The following is a 20,442-nucleotide window of genomic DNA, read 5'->3' on the forward strand; positions in this document are numbered from 1 at the left end:
ACCCGACGGGCATCGGGCTCTCCGGGCATCGGCTCTACGGGCGGATGATCGCCATCCTCGTGACGGTCAGCTCCTCGATCGCGAAGCGCGGCCCCTCACGTCCCGCCCCCGAGTCCTTCACCCCTCCGTACGGCATGTTGTCGGCCCTGAACCCCGGCACGTCGTTGACCACCACCCCGCCCGCCTCGATCCGCTCGATCGCCGCGAAGGCCGTGGCCAGCGAGCGCGTGAACACCGCCGCGTGCAGGCCGTACCTGGACCTGTTGACCGCGGTGACGGCGGCGTCGAGATCCGCCACCTGGCGTACGCACACGACGGGGCCGAAGATCTCCTCGTCCCAGGCCGCGGCTCCGTCCGGCACGCCGGCCAGCACCGTCGGCGCGATGGCGCGCCCGTCGCGGTGCCCGCCCGTGACCACGTCGGCCCCGGAGGCGGCGATCCACTCCAGCACGCGGTCCGCGGCGGCCTGGTCGATCAGCGGGGCGACCCGCGTCTGCGGCAGCCGGGGGTCGCCGACGGCGACGCTCTTGACGCGGTCGGCCAGCAGCGGCAGGAACTCCGCCGCCGCCGGCTCCTCGACCAGCACCCGCTGCACGGAGATGCACGCCTGGCCGGAGGCGTAGTAGCCGCCGCGCACGACCGCGTCGGCGGCGGCCTCCAGGTCGGCGTCGGCCGCGACCACGAGGGCCGCGTTCGAGCCCAGCTCCAGCAGCACCTTCGTGGGGGCGGCGGCCCGCGCGATGGCGTGGCCCGCGGCGGCGGAGCCGGTGAACGACACCGCGCCGATCCGCCGGTCCTCCACCAGCGTGCGGCCGACCTCGACGCCGCCGGTGACGACCTGCACGGCGGCGGGGGGCAGCGCGTCCCTCAGCAGGTGGACGAGCCAGAGCGTGGCCAGCGGGGTCGCGGGCGCGGGCTTGACGATCACCGGGCAGCCGGCCGCCACCGCCGGGGCGATCTTGTGGGCGGCCAGGAGGAGCGGATAGTTGAAGCCGGTGATGCCGACGACGACGCCGATCGGCCGGCGCGTCCAGAACCCGATCAGACCCTCGCCGGACGGCAGCAGGTCGAGCGGCACGGTCTCGCCGTGCAGCCTGGCCACCTCCTCGGCGGCGGTGGCGAGCGTCAGGAGGGTCCTGGCGACCTCGACCCGGCAGTCCACCAGCGGCTTGCCGGTCTCGAGCACGAGCAGCCGCTCGAACTCCTCCCGGTTGTCGCGCAGCGCGTCGTGGCCGCCCATGAGGGCGGCGCGGCGGGCGTGCGAGGGCAGCGCGGCCATGGCGGGGGCCGCGGCGAGGGCCTCGTCCACGGCCCTGGCGGCGTGTGCGGCCGTCCCGAGCGGAGCGGCGGCCACCGTGGAGCCGTCGTAGGGGAAGATCACGTCGGTGGTGCCGGCGCTCTCCACCCAGCCGGCGCCGATGGGCAGGCCAGTGGGCAGGCCGGTGGGCAGGCCCGTGGGCCAGATCTGGTCGAAGGTCATGCTCGGCTCCGCAGTGCGCTGGGGAAGACGTCGAGGTAGGCGGGCGCGCCCGCGCGCCCGGTGGCGGCCAGGACGGCCTGCGCCACGGCGCGGCTGAACACGTCGGCCGCCGCGGCGAGGACGTCCTGGAACGTGTCCTGGCCGGGGGCGGGGCGGGCGCAGGTGGCCAGGCCGAAGATCGTGTCGCCGTCGGTCATGGTGTGGGCCGGCCTGATGGCCCTGGCCAGGCCGTCGTGGGCGACGGCGGCCAGCTTGCCGCACTGGGCCTTGGTGAGGGTGCGGTCGGTGGCCACGACGCCGATCGTGGTGTTGAAGGAGGGCGCGTCGGCCGGTTCCCAGGCGGCGGCCTCCTCCGGGGCCGGGGGGACGAGGTGGTCGAACTCGCCCGGCAGGCCGTATGCGGCGCCGGCGAGGGTGGCGTCGCGGTGGTCGAGGACGGAGCCGACGGCGTTCACCACGGCGAGGGCGGCCACGGTGGTGCCGTCGGGGAGCACGGCGCTCGCGGTGCCCGTCCCGCCGGCCAGGCCGCCCGCCATGGCGCCGGTCCCGGCTCCGACCGATCCTCTCGCCGGTCCCGCGTGACACGCGACGGCGCCGTCCCCGCCGCCCGCGGCCGCCTCGCCGTCCGGGGCCGGGGTCCTTCTGGGGGAAGGGACGGGAGAGGCGGCGGCGTGCGGGCCGAGGGCGGCGTCGTAGGCGGCGGCGCCCAGGGCGGCGTCAGGGACGGCGCGGAAGGCGCCGCCGCGGCCGAGGTCGAAGATGACCGCCGCCGGCACGATCGGCACCACCCCGCCCTCCACCGGGAACCCCACGCCCGCGTCCGCCAGGCGCGACATCACCCCGCAGGCGGCCCCCAGCCCGAACGCGCTCCCGCCCGACAGCACCACGGCGTGCACCCGCTCGACCAGGTTGCGCGGGTCCAGCAGCTCCGTCTCCCGTGTCCCGGGGGCGGCGCCGCGCACGTCCACCCCCGCCACCGCGCCGCCGGCGGGCGCCAGGACGACGGTGGTGCCGGTACGGAAGCCGCCTCCGACGCGCCGGGCGTGCCCCACCCGCAGCCCCGCCACGTCCACCAGCGAGTTCGTCGCCCCGGCCCGCGGCAGAACGCCGGGCACCATCAGTACTCCCTGGTCAGGAACCGCCTGGCGGCCTCGGCGAACACCCGCGTGCACCGCACGATCTCCGCCACCTCCACGAACTCGTCGGCCTGGTGCGCGATCCACTTCCCGCCGGGCCCGTACACCACGGACGGCACCCCGCCCCAGTGCGTCAGCACGGTCCCGTCGGTCGTGCCCGGCACCCCGCCGTACACCGGCTCCTCGCCCGTCACGGCGCGGTGGGCGGCGGCCAGCGCGGCGACCACGGGGTCGGACCGGGGCACGTCCACGGGCGGCCGGTCCACCAGCACCGACACCTCCACCGAGATCCCGTCCGCGGCGGCCAGGGCTGCCACCCGGTCGGCGATCTCCTTGTGCTCGGCGCCCGGCACGGTGCGCACGTCCACGAAGACGGAGGCGACGGCCGGGATCACGTTGACCTGCTCCTCGGAGCCGGCGGCCAGGACGGTCGGCGTCACGTACACCTCGCCGAGGTGCTCGTGCGCCGGATGGCGCCGCTGGAGCTCATCCTGCAGCGACCGCAGCCCGGTCAGCAGGGTGCCGGCGGCGGCGATGGGGTTGCGGCCGTGCTGGGGCATCGCGCCGTGCGCCATCCGGCCGTGCAGGTCCACGCGCAGCCGCAGCGCGCCCTTGGCCACGGCGCAGATCTCGCCCGCCTCGGGCTCGGCGACGATCGCCCCGTCCACGTCCGCGGCCAGGCCGGAGGAGACGAAGTGGTGCGCGCCGAGCATGAGGCCCTCCTCGTCGGCCAGCGCGCACACCTTGATCCGGCCCGGGAACGTTCCCGCGAGCTGCAGGGCGCGGGTGGCGTAGAGGGTGGCGGCCAGGCCCGACTTCATGTCGGCGCTGCCCCGCCCCCACAGCCTGCCGTCGCGGATCTCGCCGCCGAACGGGTCCACGGTCCACGAGGACAGGTCGCCCTCGGTGACGACGTCCGTGTGGCCCTCGAACATGAGGGTCGGCCCGGGCCCGCCGCCGCCCTCGACGACGGCGACCACGTTCGGGCGGCCGGGCGCGGCCTCGTACACGACGGGGTCCCAGCCCCACTCCCGCATCCGCGCCTCGACGAGGTCGGCGGCGGGCTGCTCGCAGCGGCCGCGCGCCGGGTCGTTGGTGCTGGGGATGCGGACCAGCGCCTGCGTGAACTCCACCACTCCATCGGCGTCGACTTCGATCACAGCAGTCCCTCCAGAGTCGGTACGGCCGCAAGCAGCGCCTGCGTGTACGGGTGGGCGGGCGAGGCCCAGACGTCGTCCACGGGCCCGGTCTCCACGATCTCGCCCTGGCTCATGACCGCGACCGTCTCGCACACGTGCCGCACCACGGACAGGTCGTGCGAGACGAACACGAGGGTGAGCCCCAGCTCGTCCACGAGGTCTGCCAGCAGGTTGAGTATCTGCCCTCGCACGGAGACGTCCAGAGCGCTGACGGGCTCGTCGGCGACCAGCACCTTCGGCCGGGGCGCGAGCGCGCGGGCGATGGCGATGCGCTGCCGCTGCCCGCCGGAGAACTGGTGCGGGTACCGGTCGGCGGCCGTGGCGGGCAGCCCGACCGCGTCGAGCAGCTCGGCGACCCGGTCGCCGGCGGGCAGGCCGAGGGCGGCCAGCGGCTCGGCGACGAGGTCGCGCACGCGCATGCGCGGGTCGAGCGAGCTCATCGGGTCCTGGAAGACGATCTGGAGGTTCTCGCGCAGGAAGCGCAGCCGGCGCTCCGGCCTGCCGGTGATCTCCTGGCCGTCGAAGCGGATGGTGCCGCTGGTGGGCTGGTCGAGGGCGCAGAGCAGGCGCAGCAGCGTGGACTTGCCGGAGCCGGACTCGCCGACGATGCCGTGGCGCTCGCCGCGGCGCACGGTCAGGGAGACGTCGCGCAGGGCGTGCACGGCGGCTCCCGGCCTGGTGAGCGAGGTGCGGGGGCGGCGGTAGACCCGGTTCAGCCCCTGCGCCTCAATCAGCGGGGTGCCAGCATGCGTAGGCATGGCCGTCTCCTGTCAGCGCCGGAGTCGTCTCGCAGGCGGGGGTGGCGTGCGGGCAGCGGTTGCGGAAGACGCATCCGCCGGGGAAGCCGCCCGCCGGTGGCACGCTGCCGGCGATGGTGGGCAGGCGGGTGCCGCGCGGGGTGAGCCTGGAGGCGGCCAGCAGGCCCTGCGTGTAGCGGTGGCGGGGCCGGGTGAAGACCTCGCGCAGCGGGCCGGACTCGACGACGCGGCCGCCGTACATGACCAGGACCCTCTCGCACATGGAGGCGACCACGGCCAGGTCGTGGGTGATGAACAGCAGCGCGGGCGCGACCTCGGCGATCAGGTCGAGCATCTGCTTCTGCACGGTGACGTCGAGCGCGGTGGTGGGCTCGTCGCAGATGAGCAGCCCGGGGCTGTTGGCCAGGGCGATGGCGAGCATGACGCGCTGGCGCTGGCCGCCGGAGAGCTGGTGCGGGTAGGCGCGGGCGAGCTGGGCGGGCTCGGGCAGCCGTACGCGTTCCAGCAGCTCGGCCGAGCGCTCGCGGGCCTGCCGGCGGGAGCTGCCGTGCAGGGTCATGACCTCGGCGACCTGGGCGCCGATCCGCATGAGCGGGTTGAGCGCGGTCATGGGCTCCTGGAAGACCATGGACAGCTCGCGGCCTCGCAGGCTCTTCAGCCGGCTCTCGGGCACGCCGACGAGGTCGTGGTCGCCGAGCCTGGCCTGCCCTGAGGCGGTGACGCCCTCGGGGAGCAGGCCCATGAGCGACAGCGCGGTGAGCGACTTGCCGGAGCCGGACTCGCCGATCAGCCCGACCCGCTCGCCGGGCGCGATGGCGAAGGAGACGTCGTGCACCAGCTCGACGGCGCCCGCGCGGACGGTCAGGCCGTCAACCTTCAGCACGGATCCTCCTGAGCTTGGGGTCGAGGTGGTCGCGCAGGCCGTCGCCGAGGAGGTTGAAGCCGAGCACGGCCACGGCGATCGCGATCCCCGGCCACAGCGCCAGGCGGGGCGTGGAGAAGAGCAGCTCCTGCGACTCCTGCAGCATGCGCCCCCACGACGGGATCGGCGGGCGGGTGCCGAAGCCGAGGAACGACAGCGCCGCCTCGGCCAGGATCGCGATCGCGAACGACACCGACGCCTGCACGATCAGCACGGAGCCGATGTTGGGCAGCACGTGCCGTACGGCGATGGCGGGCCGGCGCCGCCCGGCGGCCCGGGCGGCCAGGATGTAGTCGGTCACCATGACCTGGAGGGTGGCGGCGCGGGCCACGCGGGCGAACGCGGGCACGGTGGCCACCCCGATCGCGATCATCGCGGTGAGCGTGCCGGGCCCGTACACCGCGCCGAGCATGACGGCCAGCAGCAGCGCGGGGAAGGCGAACACCAGGTCGTTGACCCGCATGATCAGCTCGGACAGCCAGCCGCGCGGCGTCATCCCGGCGACCACGCCGAGCGGGGTGCCGATGACGGCGGCGATGCCGACGGCGACGATGCCGACGTAGAGGGTGGTGCGGGCGCCCACCATGAGCTGGCTGAAGGTGTCGCGGCCGAACTTGTCGGCGCCGAGCAGGTAGCCGCCGCCGGGCTCGCGCAGCTTGCGGGCGGCGTCCACGAGCGTGGGGTCGTGCGGCGTCCAGAAGAACGAGACGACGGCGGCGAGGGCGACGAGCCCGACGAGCGTGCCGCCGGCCAGCAGCGCGGCGTTCGGCCTGCCTCTCATCGCAGCCTCGGGTCGAGCAGGTGGTAGGTCACGTCCACCACGAAGTTGATCAGCAGCACGGCGGCCACCAGCACCATCACCACGCCTTGGACGAGCAGCAGGTCACGCCCGGCGACGCCGTTGAGCAGCAGGTCGCCGAGCCCGGGGATGACGAAGACCCGCTCGACCACGACCGCGCCGATGAGCAGCGTGGCCAGTTGCAGGCCGAGCACGGTGACGACGGGGACGGAGGCGTTGCGCAGCCCGTGCCGCCACAGCGCGCCGGTGCTGCCGCGGCCCTTGGCGCGGGCGGTGCGCAGGTAGTCCTCGCGCATGACGTCGAGCACGGCGCTGCGCACGTAGCGGGTGAGCACGGCGCCCTGCACCAGGCCGAGCGACAGCCACGGCAGCAGCAGGCTCCGCAGCCACTCCCCCGGGTCGTCGGCGATGGGCACGTAACCGCCGGACGGCAGCACCTGGGCCCGCACCGCGAACACGAACACCAGCAGGATCCCGGCCAGGAACGCGGGGATCGCGATGCCGAGCTGGCTGGCCGCGCTGATCGCCGCGCCGAGCGGGTCGCGGTGGTGCACGGCGGCGAACGTGCCCAGCGGCACGGCCAGCACCAGGGCCACGACCATGCCGCCGAGCACGAGCACGGCCGTGACGCCGAGCCGGTCGGAGATCTGCGGGCCGATGGGGGCGCTGGTCACGTACGAGGTGCCGAAGTCGCCCTGCGCCAGCCCGCCGAACCAGTCGAGGAACTGCACGCCGGGCGGCCGGTCGGTGCCGAACTGGCGGCGCAGCTCGGCCACCGCCTCGGGGGTGGCGTTGACGCCCAGCGCGATCTCGGCCGGGTCGCCGGGCAGCAGCGCCATGAACGCGAACACCGCCACGGCGGCCACGGCGGTGCTCGCGAGCAGCACCGCCAGCCGCTTGACGAGGTACAGGATCACTGCTTGGCGAGCCCGGTGAAGTCGAAGGACTCCGCGATGGCGTTCTTCGGCAGCCCGGTGACGCCCTTCTTCGCCACGATCAGGTTGGGGAACAGGAAGAGCCAGTCGGCCGCGGCGTCCTCGGACAGCAGCTTGGCGGCCTGCTTGAGGTCGCCGGCCTGCTCCTGCTCGGTGCCCTCGTCGGCGGAGGCGAGCAGCTCGCCGAACTCGGGGTTGTCGTATCGGAAGTAGTACGACTTGTCGGCGAATATGCCCATGTCGCGGGGCTCGACGTGGTTGATGATCGACAGATCGTAGTCTCCCTTGGTGAACACCTGGTCCAGCCAGCGCGCGGGGAACTCCAGCGGCTCGATCTCGGCGTTGATGCCCACCTGGGCGAGCTGCGACTTGACGACCTGCGCGCTGTTGACCGCGTACGGCAGGTTGGGGATGCGCATCTTGACGTCGTACGTCCTGCCGCCGAGCAGTTCCTTGGCCTTGGCCGGGTCGTACGGGTAGTCGCCGGTGCGGTCCTCGTACCAGGGGTCGGTGGGCGGCACCATCGAGCCGATGAGCTGCCCGCGCCCGGCCCAGGCGGTGTCGAGCAGCGCCTTGTGGTCGATGGCGTGCCGCACGGCCTGCCTGACCTTCTTGTCGTCGAACGGCGGGCGCCCGTTGTTCATCGACAGCACGACCTCGCCGTTGGTGGTGCCCTCGATGGTCTCGAACCGGTTGGGGTCGGCGAACTGCTGCAGCGACTCGGGCGCCTGCACGCTGGAGATGACGTCGATGCCGCCGGTCAGCAGCGCGTTGTTCATCGCCGTGGCGTCCTTGAAGTACTTCAGCGTGACCGACGACAGCGCGGGCCTGGCGCCCCAGTAGGAGGGGTTGGCGTCGAGCTTGAGCGAGTCGCCGCGCCGCCAGGAGCCCAGCACGTACGGGCCGGTGCCGACGGGCTTGCTGGCCAGGTCGGCCACGCCGGTGCGGCTGAACATGGCGCCGAGCCTGCTGGTCATCGCGTACAGGAAGCCGTTGCTGGGCCGCTTGAGCGTGACGACGGCGGTCGAGTCGTCCTTCTTCTCGACCTTGTCGACGACGTCGAGCTGGGTCTTGATCTTGAGCTTCCAGTCGCTCTTGACCCGGTCGAGCGAGAAGACCACGTCGTCGGCCGTGAACGGCGCGCCGCTGCTGAACTTGACGTTCTGGCGCAGCGTGAAGGTGTAGGTCTTCCGGTCGCCGGAGACGTCCCACTTCTCGGCGAGCAGCGGCACGATCTGCCCGTTCTGGTCGAGCTTGACCAGGCCCTCGTAGACGTTGACGAGCAGGGCCTGCGGGATGGCGGCGCCTTCGGTGGAGGTGAAGTCGAGGTTGGCGGGCTCGGCCACCGCGCCGACCGACAGTGACCGGCTCTCCGGCGTCGCGCCGTCGCCGCCTCCGCCGCCGGAGCCGCCCCCGCAGGCTGCGGTGGCCAGCAGGAGACCGCCCGCGGCGATCCAGATCCCGATTCGCCTCATGTCCTACAGCCTCCTGGCTAGTGTACTGGTCGGACCAGTAGGCTACGCACATTGCCAGCCGGTGACGGCTCGGGTCAAGGGGGCTTGCATGGGTGGTCCGCGCTTCGAGCCGGTGCGTGCCGTGCGCGCTTACGAGCGGATCGTGGAGCAGATCGAGGAGGCCGTCGAGAGCGGTGCCCTGGCACCGGGCGGGCGGCTGCCGAGCGAGCGCGAGCTGATGGTGCAGTTCTCCGTCAGCCGGTCCACCGTGCGCGAGGCGCTGCGGGTGCTGCAGGCCCGTGGGCTGGTGCGCTCGCGGCCCGGCGATCCGAACGGGGCGGAGGTGCTGCCGTTCTCGCCCGCCGCGCTGCACAAGTCGATGACCACCCTGGCCAGGGTGGCGGAGCTGTCGCTCGGCGAGCTGGTGCAGTTCAGGATGGTGCTGGACGGGTCGGCCGTGCTGCTGGCCGCGCGCCTGCGCACCGAGGAGCAGCTGGCCGAGATGGGCGAGGCGGTCGCCGCCATGCGGGCCGCCGCCGATCAGGACGAGGAGGCGTTCGGGGCCGCGGACGTGGCCTTCCACGACGCGGTGGCGCGGGCCGGCGGCAACAAGCTGATCCAGGTCTGCACCGACGTGGTGCGCTCGATCGTGCTGAAGCTGATCGCGGACCGGATCGCCGCGGCGCCGGACCGGGAGGAGCTGATGCGGCGGAGCATCCGCCACCACGAGGAGGTCATCGCCGCCGTCCGGGCCGGCGACGGGCCGCTGGCCGCCCGGTTGTCCAGAAAAGCAATGTATGACTACTACGCCGGGTATGTAGATGAAGGTGAGCGGAGTGCCCTGAGGGCACTGTTGGAGTGATCTGGCCCACAGGGTGTTATGTTGCCGAGGTGGCGCGGGTGGACGGGGACGGGCTGGCGGAAGCCTTTCTGCGCGAGCCGCGCCGATACACCAGTCACCAGGTCGCCGAGATGGCGGGGGTGCCGGTCTATCGCGCGCGGCGCTTCTGGCGTGCCCTGGGGTTCGCCAACGTGCCCGACGACGCCGTGGAGTTCACCGACTCCGACGTCGAGGCGCTCAGGACGCTGATCGGCATGGTGACCTCGGGCGTCTACGACGAGGAGCACGTGCTGCTCATCGCCCGCTCGCTGGGCCGGGCCACGACCAGGCTGGCCGAGTCGCAGGCGGAGCTGGGCGCCGAGGCGCTGGACAACGCGGGCGTGCCGCTGGCCGAGCGGCCCCGGGCCTGGCGCAGGCGGGCCGAGCGGGTCGTGCCCGACCTGGCGAAGCTGCTGGTCTACGCCTGGCAGCGCCAGCTCGCCGCCGCGGCCGGGCGCATCGCCGAGCAGGACATGAGCGCCGTGCGCCTGGCCGTCGGCTTCGCCGACCTGGTCGCCTTCACCCGGCTGAGCCGGCAGATCACCGGCGGGGAGCTGGCCAGGCTGATCGACAGGTTCGAGGGGCGCTCGGCCGACGTCGTGACGTCCTCCGGCGGGCGGGTGGTCAAGACGCTGGGCGACTCGGTGCTGTTCGTCAGCGACAAGGCGCACGTGGCGGCGGAGATCGCGCTGCGGCTGGTGGAGACGCACGCGCGCGGCAAGGACATGCCCGAGCTGCGGGTGGGGCTGGCCTCCGGGCCGGTGATCTGGCGCATGGGCGACGTGTTCGGCACCACGGTGAATCTGGCCAGCAGGCTGACCGCGTTGTCCCTGCCGGGAACGATCCTGGCCGATCCGCAGCTCGCCGAGGAGCTGGAGGGCGATCGGGCCTTCCGGCTGCGCGAGGTCAACCGGCTGTCGGTGCGGGGGCTCGGCGAGCTGGCGCCGTACACGGTCATGCGGGCCGGGGGCGCCTGAGTTCTCACCCCCGGGCAACCTGACCGGGACGACGACGCGTCACTAGCGTCAGCTAGCCGCTCTCACAGAAGGAGCGCCGAGTTGGCGGACAGGGCGATATTTCAGGACTTCGTGGTGACGAGGTCGGACCGGCTGTTACGCACGGCGTACCTGCTGGCCCGCGACTGGGGCCTCGCGGAGGACCTGTTGCAGGAGTCGCTGGCCAAGGCCTGGTTCGCGTGGCCGGGCGTCGAGGAGCCCGAGGCGTACGTGCGCAAGGTGCTGGTCACCACCTACATCTCCTGGTGGCGGCGGCGCTGGCGCGGCGAGGTGCCCAGCGGCGACGACCTGCCGGACAGGCCGGCCCACGACGCGGCCGGGGAGGGCGAGGAGCTGTGGCGGGCGGTGGGGCGCCTGCCGGCCAGGCAGCGCGCGGTGATCGTGCTGCGCTTCTACGAGGACCTGCCGGTCGGCGAGGTGGCCAGGCTGCTGGGCTGCCAGGAGGGCACGGTCAAGAGCCAGACCGCCAAGGCGCTGGCCAAGCTGCGAGTGGACGAGTCGATCGTGAAGGAGAGGCGCTGATGAGCGTGCGGGAGCTGCGTGACGTCCTGCGGGAGCGGGCCGAGGGCCCGTCGCCCGTCAACCCGCACCGCCACGACCAGGTACGCGCGCGCATCCGCCGCACCCGCCTGCGCAGGAGGGCGGCCACGGGCGCGGCGGCGCTGGCGGTCGTGGCCGTGGCGGCCCACCTGATCCCCGGCCCCTCCGGGCTCGTTCCCCGGGGGACGCCGCCCGCCGGGGCGCTTCAGGGGCTGCCCGAGCGGTTCACCTCCCCCGACGGCACCGAGTACCGCCGGGTGGGCCTGGTCACCCTCACGGGGGCCGAGGCGTCGATCGACGTCCCGGTCTCGGGGAAGCCGCTGGAGGTGGTCACCCCGTGCGACGGCGGCCGCAACCGCATGCCGGTGGTCTACGTGAACTCCCGCCGGGTCCACGCCCTCGGGTTCGGCTGCGGCGACGGCCTCCCGCCCCTGCTGCCCGTGGACGTGCCGCGGGGATCCACCGTGGCCAGGCTGACCTTCGACAGGACCCCCGAAGGCTGCGTCAGCCTGACCGCGGACGGGCCGTGCGTGCCGGAGCCGCCCGACACCGCGGTCCGCGACGTCGCCGTCTACGAGTGGACGCCACCGGCCATGACCATCGAGCCCCCGCGGATCAAGGCCCTGCCCCCGCACCTCGACGGCCGCCGGCTGGCGGACAGCGCGTCGGGTACGTGGCCGGGAGCCACGTCCTTCACGCTGACGGGCAGCGGCGCGGGCACGGTCACCGTCGACCTGCTCTGCTCGGGCGACCTGGCCCAGCGGATGTGGTTCAAGTTCTGGGTCAACGGCGAGGAGGGCCGGGCGAGGATGGGCTGCCCCTCCTGGACGCGGGGGCCGTTCCCCAAGGCGAGCACGGAGCTGGAGGTGCCGCCGGGCGAGCGGATCACCGTGACCGTGCGAACGGGCATGTGGGGCGAGTACACCAACCGCCCGGTTCGCTGGTCCGCCGGCCTGTACGTAAGGTAGATCGGCGTGACGGAACGCACCGCCGTGGACGGCGAGCCGGTCGGCGCCGAGGCGCGCCTCATGCTGGACGCCCGCTACGGGCACTTCACCGCCATGCAGGTCAGGGACCGCCGCGTGCGCGGGCTCGACCGGCACTTCGAGCGGCTCGAAGCGGCCAACAGGGAGCTGTTCGGGGCGGAGCTCGACCGGGCGGCGGTGCTGGCCTCGATCAGGGCCGTGCTGGACGGCGGCGTGCGGGACGCCGGGCTGCGGGTGAACGTCGTGGAGTCGGGCGGCCGGCCGCGCGTCGTGGCCGCCGCGTACCCGCCGCATCCGCCGCTGAGCGGCCCGTTGCACGTCAAACCGGTGGTCTACCAGCGGTATCTGCCGCACATCAAGCAGGCCTTCGGCTTCCAGCAGCTCCACATCCTGCGCCTGGCCGCCCGCGAGGGCTTCGACGAGGCGCTGCTCACCACTGAGGACGGCCTGATCAGCGAGGGCGCGATCACGAACCTGGGTGCCTTCGCGGACGGCCGGCTGGTGTGGCCGGACGCGCCGATGTTGCGCGGGATCACGATGAGCCTGCTGCAGGACCTGGACGTGCCGCAGGAGCGGCGGCCGGTCAAGGTGGCCGACCTGACGAGCTTCGACCAGGTGTTCCTCTGCAACTCGTGGGGGGTGACGCCGGTCGGCAGCGTCGGCGGCGTGCCGCTGCGCCAGGACGCCGGGCTGCTGGCGCGGCTGGTCGGGCACTACGAGAGCGTGCCGGGCGATCCGGTGGATTGATCCGGCGGGCGGGCGTGTTGCACCCGTACATGACCGCCTACTCGATTCTCGACCGCTCACTCGTCCGCCGCGGCTCGGCCCCGGCCGCCGCGCTGCGCGAGACCGTGGAGTTCGCGCGGCGCGCCGAGGAGCTGGGCTACCACCGGTTCTGGGTGTCGGAGCACCACAGCGTGCCCGGGGTGGCGGGGTCCGCGCCGACCGTGCTGGCGGCGGCGGTGGCCGCGGCCACCTCGCGGATCCGGGTGGGCACGGGCGGCGTGATGCTGCCCAACCATCGGCCGCTGGTCGTGGCCGAGCAGTTCGGCGTGCTGGAGTCGCTGCATCCCGGCCGTGTGGACATGGGGCTGGGGCGTTCCGTGGGTTTCACCGGGGGCATCCGCCGGGCGCTCGGGCACGGCAAGGACGACGCGGACCGGTTCGGCGACCGGCTCGCCGAGCTGCTCGGTTACTTCACCGGCACGCAGAGCGCGCATCCGGGGGTGCACGCGCTGCCCGCGGAGGGGCTACGGCCGCAGGTGTTCGTGCTGGCCATGGGGGCGGGGGCGGACATCGCGGCGGAGCACGGGCTGCCGATGGTGATCGGCGGCGGGGCGCGGATGCCCGACGCGGTGGCGCGCTACCGGGCCGCGTTCCGGCCGTCGGCGTGGGCGGCGCGGCCGTACGTGATCGTCGCCGCGGACGTCGCGGTCGGCGCGAGCGCGCAGGAGGCGGCGCTCCTGCACCTCCCGGAGGCGTGGGCCACCGTGCGCTCGCGCACCGGCGGGTCCTTCCCGCCGCTCGTGCCCGCCGCGGAGATCGCGGAGATGGAGCTGAGCGGCCGGGAGCGGGCGTACCTGGACGAGGCGCTCAAGAGCAGGATCCACGGCACGGAGCGCGAGGTCGCGGTGGCGCTCGGCTCGCTGGTGGAGACGAGCGGCGCCGACGAGGTGCTGGTCACGATGAACACCTACGACCTGGACCGGCGGCTGGACTCCTACCGGCGGCTCGCCGCCGTCTTCACGGGTTAGGATCACCCGAACATCGTTCTGAAGGGTGTTCGCATGATCCGTCAGCACGCCATCGGCGACCTCCTGCGGCGCACGGCCGCCCGGCATCCCTCCAAGACCGCCGTCGTCTACGGCGACCTGCGCCAGAGCTACGCCGATCTGGACCGGGCGGTGAACAGGACGGCCAACGCCCTGGCCGCGCGAGGCGTGGGCAAGGGCGACCGGTTCGCCGTCTTCAGCCACAACAACCACGCGTACGTCGTGGCGTACTTCGCGCTGGCGCGGCTGGGGGCGATCTCCGTGCCGGTGAACTTCATGCTGGGGGCCGAGGAGGTGGCGTACATCCTCCGGCATTGCGGCGCCACCGGGATCCTGGCCGAGGAGGCGCTGCTGCCGGTGGCCGAGGAGGCGGTCACGCCCGCCGTCGCGGTGCGCGGCGTGATCGGCGCGGGCCGGGACGGGTGGGAGCCGTTCGCCGCGTGGTCGGCCTTCGAGGACGACTCCGAGCCCCAGGTGGAGATCGCCGACGACGACCCGATCCAGCTCATGTACACCAGCGGCACGGAGTCCCGCCCCAAGGGGGCCACGCTGTCGAGCAGGAGCCTGCTCGCGCAGTACGTGACGTGCGTGGTGGACGGCGAGATGAGCGCCGACGACGTCGAGGTGCACGCCCTGCCCCTCTACCACTGCGCGCAGCTCCACTGCTTCCTGACGCCGGGCGTCTACCTGGGCGCCACCAACATCATCCTGCCGGGGCCCAGCGCGGCGGCGATCCTGGCCACGATCGAGGGCGAGCGGGCCACCAAGCTGTTCTGCCCGCCCACGGTGTGGATCTCGCTGCTGCGCCACCCCGACTTCGGCCGCCGCGACCTGTCGTCGCTGCGCAAGGGATACTACGGCGCCTCGATCATGCCGGTGGAGGTGCTGAAGGAGATCGCCGCGCGGCTGCCGGACGTGCGCCTGTTCAACTTCTACGGCCAGACCGAGATGGCGCCCGTGGCCACCATCCTCGGCCCCGAGGAGCAGCTCACCCGGCTCGGCTCGGCGGGGCGGCCCGCGCTGAACGTCGAGACGAGGATCGTGGACGACGCCGGGGAGCCGGTGCCGCCCGGCGTGGTGGGCGAGATCGTGCACCGCAGCCCGCACGCCATGCTCGGGTACTGGAACGACCCGGAGAAGACCGCGGAGGCGTTCCGCGGCGGCTGGTTCCACAGCGGCGACCTGGGCGTGCTGGACGAGGACGGCTACCTGTCGGTGGTCGACAGGAAGAAGGACATGATCAAGACGGGTGGCGAGAACGTGGCCAGCCGGGAGGTCGAGGAGGCCCTCTACCAGCATCCGGCGGTGGCGGAGGCGGCGGTGTTCGGGGTGCCGGACACGAAGTGGATCGAGGCGGTGACGGCCGCGGTCGTGCGGCGCGAGGGGGCCGGGGTGACGGAGCAGGAACTGCTCGCGTTCCTGCGGGAGCGGCTGGCGCCGTTCAAAACGCCCAAACGAGTTGTTTTCCTAGAATCGCTTCCTAAAAATGCCTCCGGAAAAGTACTCAAGCGCGAGTTGAGAAGCAACATTTCCTAATTTCATTCATGGTTACGGGCACGATTGGGCATTGCCCGCTCGTTTAGCGGGCATTCCCTTTCGACGACGACCGCACCTCAAGTCCCGGACGACCCCCTTGTCCCCGACCGAGAGAGTCCGCCCGTGCCCAATCTGCCCGAGCTCGCGCATCGTACGCTCTTCCGGACGCTTTCCCTGCTGTCCCCCAAGGGTCAGGGCGTGATCCTGCGCCGCTACTTCGACTGGTGGCACCGCACCCCCGACCCGTGGAAGCTGGCGTCCGACGGCTACGAGCAGGACAAGTACCGCGCCACGCTCGAGCAGGTGCCGGCCCGGCCGTACCGGCGCATCGTCGAGGTCGGCTGCGCGGAGGGGGTCTTCACCCACGCCCTCGCCACCACCTACCCCGACGCCGAGATCACCGGGATGGACGTCTCGGGGCGGGCGCTGGGGCGGGCCAGGCAGCGCGTGCCGGAGGAGGGCGGGCGCGTGCGGTTCGTCCAGGCCGACCTGCTCACCCATCCGGCGGAGCGGCACTACGACCTGGCGTTCTGCTCCGAGACGCTCTACTACCTGGGGCGGCACGAGCGGCTGCAGCGGGCCGCCGAGCAGCTCAGCGCCCTGCTCGTGCCCGACGGGGTGCTGGTGGCCGTGCATCCGTGGCCGGAGGCCGACCGGCTGCACGGCTATCTGGACGCGCACGAGTCGCTGAAGCGGCTCGGCGAGGAGGTCCACACGGCCTCGCCCCGGCCGTTCGCGGTCACCGTCTACGGCGCGAAACCCTCCTGAGGTCAGTCCTTGTCCAGGCGGTCGGCGGCCAGGCGGCGGACCACCACGCGCTGGATCTTGCCGGTCGCCGTCTTCGGCAGCTCGTCGAGCACCAGCACCTCGCGCGGCCGCTTGAACGAGGCCAGCCCGTCCCGGCAGAACGTGATCAGCTCCTGCGGGTCCACCGTCCGGCCGGGGGCGGGCACCACGCAGGCCACCGGCTTCTCCAGCCCCTCGCCGTCGAGGTAGGCCACGACCGCGCACTCGCCCACCGACTCGTGCTGGAGCAGCCGGGCCTCGACCTCCATCGGCGACACCCAGATCCCGCCCGCCTTGATCATGTCGTTGGAGCGGCCGAGGCACCGGTAGGAGCCGTCCTCCTCCCGTACGTACGTGTCGCCCGTGCGCAGCCACTCCCCCTGGAAGACCTGCCGCGTGGTGGCCGTGCGGCACCAGTAGCCGGTCGCGATCGAGTCGCCGCGCACGTACAGGTGGCCGGGCCGGCCGGTCTCGACGGGGACGCCGCGCTCGTCGAGCAACCGGGCCTCGTAGCCGGGGACGACGGTGCCGGACGTGCCGGGGCGCACCTGGCCGGGGCGGTTGGAGATGAAGATGTGCAGCGCCTCGGTCGAGCCGAGGCCGTCGATGATGTCCACCCCGAACCGGCCGGTGAAACGGCGGTAGATCTCGGCGGGCAGCGCCTCGCCCGCCGAGACGGCCAGCCGTACGGAGGCGAAGGCGTCATCGGGCGCGCCCGCGTGGGCGTCTGTGGCGAGCAGGGCCGCGAAGAACGTGGGGCCGGCGAAGAAGAGGGTGGGCCGCTCCCGCGCCACGCGCGCGAGCACGCCCGCGGGGGTGGGCCTGGCCGGGTCGAGGATCGCGGTGGCGCCGGCGGCCAGGGGGAAGAACATCGAGTTGCCGATGCCGTACGCGAAGAACAGCCGCGCCACCGACAGGCACCGGTCGTCGGGCCGGATGCCGAGCACCTGGCGGCCGTAGGTCTCGTAGACGTCGCTGATCGCGCCGTGCCGGTGCATGGCGGCCTTGGGCGCGCCGGTGGTGCCGGAGGTGTAGAGCCACAGGGCGGGCGAGTCGCGCCAGGTGCCGTACGGCGGCGCGACCGGCCTGCCCGCCGCCATCACCGCGTCCCAGTCGGGGCCGGTGAGCAGGAGCCGGGTCACCTCGGGCGCGCCGGCCACGGCCTCGCGGACGACGGGCTCGAACTCGGGGGTGGCCACGACCAGCCGCGCCCTGCAGTCCCTGACGAGGTCGCCCAGCTCGGCCCCGTTGTACATGGTGGAGACCGGCACCGCGATCGCGCCCAGCCGCATGACGGCCAGGATGGTGATCACGGTCTCGGGGCGGTCGGACATGACGAGCAGGACCCGTTCCTCCGGCCTGACGCCCAGCTCCCGCAGGCCGGTGGCCAGCTCCGCGACGCGCGCGGCGAGCTGGGCGTAGGTGAGGGTGCCGGCGGGGCCGGTGATCGCGACGTGGTCGCCCCGGCCCGCCTCCACCTGGCGGTCGGTGAGCTGGACGCTGGCGTTGAACGACTCTGACGTCATGGCCGTCCCCATCCGCAGGCGGGCGATCGTGGCCAAATCCTCTACGCAGAATGGATCTCTCGTCAAGGTTCTGTAGAGTATGGGCGGCGGTCGAGGGCCTGGGTCCACTTGACCGCCACGGCCGCCACCTGGATGAGCTCCGCCCTGAGCCGGCCCGGGTCCGATTCGGCGAACGCCTCCATCACCTCCTCCGCCAGGATGTGCCGCCAGGTCAGCGCCCCGCCCCTGGCCGCGCTGTCCGTCGCGTCCCTGGCCAGGTCGGACGCGGCCACCGCGCCCTCGCCGCCGGTGCCGTCGGGCAGCAGCTGCATGCCGAACCGGGCGTCCTGCGCCGCCCGCTCGGCCGCCACCTCCGTCAGGACCCGCGCCAGTGACCCCGGCACTCCCGCATCGCCGTCATGTGTCATGGCGCTCAGTCTCGCGCAACCTCACGGCAGCTCGGACGGCATCGCGCGGGGCGGGCGGAAGGCGGGGCCGAGGTCGGTGGGGTGGGAGCAGACGTGGTCGCGGAAGGCGCGGGCGGCCGGCGTGAGGCGTTCCCCCGCGGGCCAGCTCGCCCCGACCGTCCTGAACACGGGCGGCGACAGCGGGATCTCCACCGCGCCTCCCGCCGGCGGCTGATCCGATCGCGGCAGGACGGCCACCCCCAGCCCCGCCGCCACCAGGCCGCGCACGGTCTCGGACTCCTGCCCCTCGAAGGCGATCCGCGGCTCGAACCCCGCCGCCGCGCACAGGTCGTCGGTGATCTGCCGCAGCCCGTACCCGTGCTCCAGCGTCACGAGCTCCTCCCCCTCCAGCTCGGCCGCCCGCACCCGCTTCCTGGCGGCGAGGCGGTGGGACGGCGGCGCGCACAGCACGAGCTCCTGGTCGGCGAGCGGCCGGCTGACCAGGCCGGGGTCGTCGAGCGGCATGGGGGCGACGAACACCAGGTCGATCTCGCCCTCGTGCAGGGCGTCGAGCATGTCCTGCCGCGACCCCTGCGCCAGGCTGAAGCGGATGCCGGGGTTGCGCTCACGGAACCCGCCGATGAGCGAGGGCACCAGCGTGCGCCCGAGCAGGTGCAGGAAGCCGAGCACGATGCGCCCGCTGCCCGGGTCGATCTCCTCGCGCACCTCGCGGGCGGCGGCGGTCATGGTCGTCAGCGCGCGGGCGGAGGCGGCGGCCAGCGTGCGGCCCGCCCTGGTCAGGCGGATGCCACGGCCGGACGGCAGGACGAGCGGGGCGCCCACGAGCTCGGCCAGGGCGCCGAGGCGGCGGCTGGCGGTGGGCTGGGGGATGCCGAGCAGCTCGGCCGCGCGCGTCACGTGCCCGGTCTCGCCCACGGCGGCCAGCAGCGCGAGGGCCGGGGCCAGGCGGGCGGCCAGGCGATCGTCGGAGTCATCCATCACGGTATGAATTATCGCCCATCAGCGTATTAGACGTATTTATTAGCCTTGCTTAGCGTTTGGGGGGTGGTGGTTCTCCAGGCTTCCGAGCCGATCGTCGACACGCGGCGGGTGAGCGCGGCCGTGGCCGCGGCGGGGCTGTCGTCCTTCGCCCTGCTGTACGCGCCCCAGCCGGTGCTGCCCCAGCTCGCGGCGGCGTACGGGCTGGACCCGGGCAGCGCCTCGCTGGCCATCGGGGTGGCGACGGCCTCCCTGGCCGTCGCGGTGCTGCCGCTGGCGTGGCTGGCGGGGGTGGCCGGGCGGCGGCGGGTGATCCTCTGGTCGGTGGTGGTGTCGGCGGTGATCGGCCTGCTGCTGCCACTCGCGCCGTCCTTCCCGGTGTTCCTCGTGATGCGCGGGGTGCAGGGAGTGGCGATCGCCGGTTTCGCGGGGGTGGCGGCGGCGTACCTGGCCGACCAGGTGGGCACGGCGCGGCTGGCCGGGGCGGTGGGCGCGATGATCGCGGGCAACTCGGTCGGCGGGATGCTGGGACGGCTCGGGGCCGGGTTCGCCGCGGACCCGCTGGGGTGGCACGGCGCCCTGGTCGCGGTGGCGGGAGTGGCGCTGGTGTGCGCGCTGTTCACGGCCGCGACCCTGCCCCGGGGGGCGGCCGGCGGTCACCGGACGCCCTCCCGCGAAGCGGGCGCGCAGGACGGGACCCCGACACAGGACCGGGCGCGAACGCAGGACGGCGCCGGAACGCGGGACGGCGCCGGAACGCCGGGGGGCGGGGTGCGGCTGGGTGTGGGGCTGGTGGCGCCGTTCGCCGTGGGGGCGCTGGCCATGGGGGCGTTCGTGGCGTTGTACAACGCGGCCGGGTTCCGGCTGGCCGCGCCGCCGCTCTCGCTGACCCCGGCCGCCGCCTCGCTGGTGTTCCTCTCCTACGCGATGGGGACCGCGTCCTCGGCCGCAGCCGGCCGGCTGGCCACGCGCCTGGGCCGGACCCCGGCGCTGGTGGCTGCGCTGGTCGTGACCGTGGCGGGGGCCGCGCTGACCGCGCACCCGTCGCTGCCCGTCATCGCGGCCGGCTTCGCCGTCCTGACCGCCGGGTTCTTCGCCGCGCACGCCATCGCCAACGCCTGGGTGACCGCCGACGCGCCCCCGCCCGCCCGGGGCAGGGCCGCCGGCGTCTACACGCTCTGCTACTACCTGGGCAGCGGCGCGGGCGGCACGGCGGGCGCCGTCGTGTACGGCCACGCGGGCTGGACGTGGCTGATCGTCATGACGTCGGCCTGGCTGCTGCTGGCCGCCCTCGCCGTCCTCGTGACGCGCCGCCGGCGCACCGCTCCCTGA

20 protein-coding genes are annotated in these 20,442 nt (G+C 73.7%); 9 read left to right on the top strand and 11 right to left on the bottom strand.

All coding sequences use genetic code 11. The annotated features are described in order from the left end of the window. Positions 1–34: 34 nt before the first annotated feature. Genes HD597_RS28870 through HD597_RS28905 form a run of 8 tightly spaced genes read right to left on the bottom strand, consistent with a single transcriptional unit; the run spans position 35 to position 8,704 of the window. Positions 35–1,480, bottom strand: a complete 1,446-nt coding sequence (locus tag HD597_RS28870) for an aldehyde dehydrogenase family protein (RefSeq protein ID WP_253745999.1) — start codon at positions 1,478–1,480, stop codon at positions 35–37. Then, positions 1,477–2,598, bottom strand: coding sequence for a P1 family peptidase (locus HD597_RS28875; RefSeq protein WP_253746000.1), 1,122 nt, complete (start codon positions 2,596–2,598; stop codon positions 1,477–1,479). The genes HD597_RS28870 and HD597_RS28875 overlap by 4 nt, the downstream gene beginning before the upstream one ends. Next, the gene (locus HD597_RS28880) at positions 2,598–3,776 is read right to left on the bottom strand and encodes a M20 family metallopeptidase (RefSeq protein ID WP_253746001.1); all 1,179 of its coding nucleotides are present in this window, start codon (positions 3,774–3,776) and stop codon (positions 2,598–2,600) included. The genes HD597_RS28875 and HD597_RS28880 overlap by 1 nt, the downstream gene beginning before the upstream one ends. After that, entirely contained in the window at positions 3,773–4,573 is an 801-nt protein-coding gene (locus HD597_RS28885) for an ATP-binding cassette domain-containing protein (RefSeq protein ID WP_253746002.1), read from the bottom strand. Before HD597_RS28885 ends, HD597_RS28880 begins: the two co-directional genes overlap by 4 nt. Next, positions 4,542–5,456, bottom strand: a complete 915-nt coding sequence (locus HD597_RS28890) for an ABC transporter ATP-binding protein (RefSeq protein ID WP_253746003.1) — start codon at positions 5,454–5,456, stop codon at positions 4,542–4,544. The genes HD597_RS28885 and HD597_RS28890 overlap by 32 nt, the downstream gene beginning before the upstream one ends. Then, on the bottom strand, positions 5,443–6,276 hold the full coding sequence (locus HD597_RS28895; protein ID WP_253746004.1) for an ABC transporter permease: 834 nt from the start codon (positions 6,274–6,276) through the stop codon (positions 5,443–5,445). Before HD597_RS28895 ends, HD597_RS28890 begins: the two co-directional genes overlap by 14 nt. After that, the gene (locus tag HD597_RS28900) at positions 6,273–7,211 is read right to left on the bottom strand and encodes an ABC transporter permease (protein ID WP_253746005.1); all 939 of its coding nucleotides are present in this window, start codon (positions 7,209–7,211) and stop codon (positions 6,273–6,275) included. The genes HD597_RS28895 and HD597_RS28900 overlap by 4 nt, the downstream gene beginning before the upstream one ends. Then, on the bottom strand, positions 7,208–8,704 hold the full coding sequence (locus HD597_RS28905) for an ABC transporter substrate-binding protein (RefSeq protein ID WP_253746006.1): 1,497 nt from the start codon (positions 8,702–8,704) through the stop codon (positions 7,208–7,210). The genes HD597_RS28900 and HD597_RS28905 overlap by 4 nt, the downstream gene beginning before the upstream one ends. An 88-nt stretch (positions 8,705–8,792) precedes the next feature. Between HD597_RS28905 and HD597_RS28910 the strand changes: the two genes are divergently transcribed. From HD597_RS28910 to HD597_RS28945, 8 genes are all read left to right on the top strand, one after another. Next, positions 8,793–9,545, top strand: coding sequence for a FadR/GntR family transcriptional regulator (locus HD597_RS28910; RefSeq protein WP_253746007.1), 753 nt, complete (start codon positions 8,793–8,795; stop codon positions 9,543–9,545). 29 nt (positions 9,546–9,574) lie between these two features. Beyond that, positions 9,575–10,540: an adenylate/guanylate cyclase domain-containing protein gene (locus HD597_RS28915; RefSeq protein ID WP_253746008.1), complete on the top strand. Its 966-nt coding sequence runs from the start codon at positions 9,575–9,577 to the stop codon at positions 10,538–10,540. Positions 10,541–10,621: 81 nt separating this feature from the next. Next, positions 10,622–11,101 carry a SigE family RNA polymerase sigma factor gene (locus HD597_RS28920; protein WP_253746009.1) on the top strand — a complete coding sequence of 160 codons (480 nt, stop codon included), beginning with the start codon at positions 10,622–10,624 and terminating at the stop codon, positions 11,099–11,101. Next, positions 11,101–12,087: a hypothetical protein gene (locus HD597_RS28925; RefSeq protein WP_253746010.1), complete on the top strand. Its 987-nt coding sequence runs from the start codon at positions 11,101–11,103 to the stop codon at positions 12,085–12,087. Before HD597_RS28920 ends, HD597_RS28925 begins: the two co-directional genes overlap by 1 nt. A 6-nt stretch (positions 12,088–12,093) precedes the next feature. Beyond that, positions 12,094–12,852, top strand: a complete 759-nt coding sequence (locus HD597_RS28930; protein ID WP_253746011.1) for an aminotransferase class IV — start codon at positions 12,094–12,096, stop codon at positions 12,850–12,852. Positions 12,853–12,881: 29 nt separating this feature from the next. Next, positions 12,882–13,859: an MsnO8 family LLM class oxidoreductase gene (locus HD597_RS28935; RefSeq protein WP_253746012.1), complete on the top strand. Its 978-nt coding sequence runs from the start codon at positions 12,882–12,884 to the stop codon at positions 13,857–13,859. 33 nt (positions 13,860–13,892) lie between these two features. Beyond that, complete coding sequence (locus tag HD597_RS28940; protein ID WP_253746013.1) at positions 13,893–15,413, top strand: acyl-CoA synthetase; 1,521 nt, start codon at positions 13,893–13,895, stop codon at positions 15,411–15,413. Between the two features lie 123 nt (positions 15,414–15,536). After that, on the top strand, positions 15,537–16,181 hold the full coding sequence (locus HD597_RS28945; protein ID WP_253746014.1) for a class I SAM-dependent methyltransferase: 645 nt from the start codon (positions 15,537–15,539) through the stop codon (positions 16,179–16,181). A gap of 2 nt (positions 16,182–16,183) precedes the next feature. Here HD597_RS28945 and HD597_RS28950 read toward each other — a convergent pair whose 3' ends face one another. The 3 genes from HD597_RS28950 to HD597_RS28960 form a co-directional block, all read right to left on the bottom strand. Then, a complete protein-coding gene (locus HD597_RS28950; protein WP_253746015.1) occupies positions 16,184–17,725 on the bottom strand; it encodes a benzoate-CoA ligase family protein in 1,542 nt (513 codons plus the stop codon). Between the two features lie 62 nt (positions 17,726–17,787). Next, positions 17,788–18,132: a hypothetical protein gene (locus tag HD597_RS28955; protein WP_253746016.1), complete on the bottom strand. Its 345-nt coding sequence runs from the start codon at positions 18,130–18,132 to the stop codon at positions 17,788–17,790. Positions 18,133–18,153: 21 nt separating this feature from the next. Next, the gene (locus HD597_RS28960) at positions 18,154–19,110 is read right to left on the bottom strand and encodes a LysR family transcriptional regulator (RefSeq protein ID WP_253759517.1); all 957 of its coding nucleotides are present in this window, start codon (positions 19,108–19,110) and stop codon (positions 18,154–18,156) included. Positions 19,111–19,176: 66 nt separating this feature from the next. Between HD597_RS28960 and HD597_RS28965 the strand changes: the two genes are divergently transcribed. Next, entirely contained in the window at positions 19,177–20,442 is a 1,266-nt protein-coding gene (locus HD597_RS28965; RefSeq protein WP_253746017.1) for an MFS transporter, read from the top strand.

The sequence above is a fragment of the Nonomuraea thailandensis genome, assembly GCF_024172165.1.
In the GTDB taxonomy this organism is placed as follows: Bacteria; Actinomycetota; Actinomycetes; order Streptosporangiales; family Streptosporangiaceae; genus Nonomuraea; species Nonomuraea thailandensis.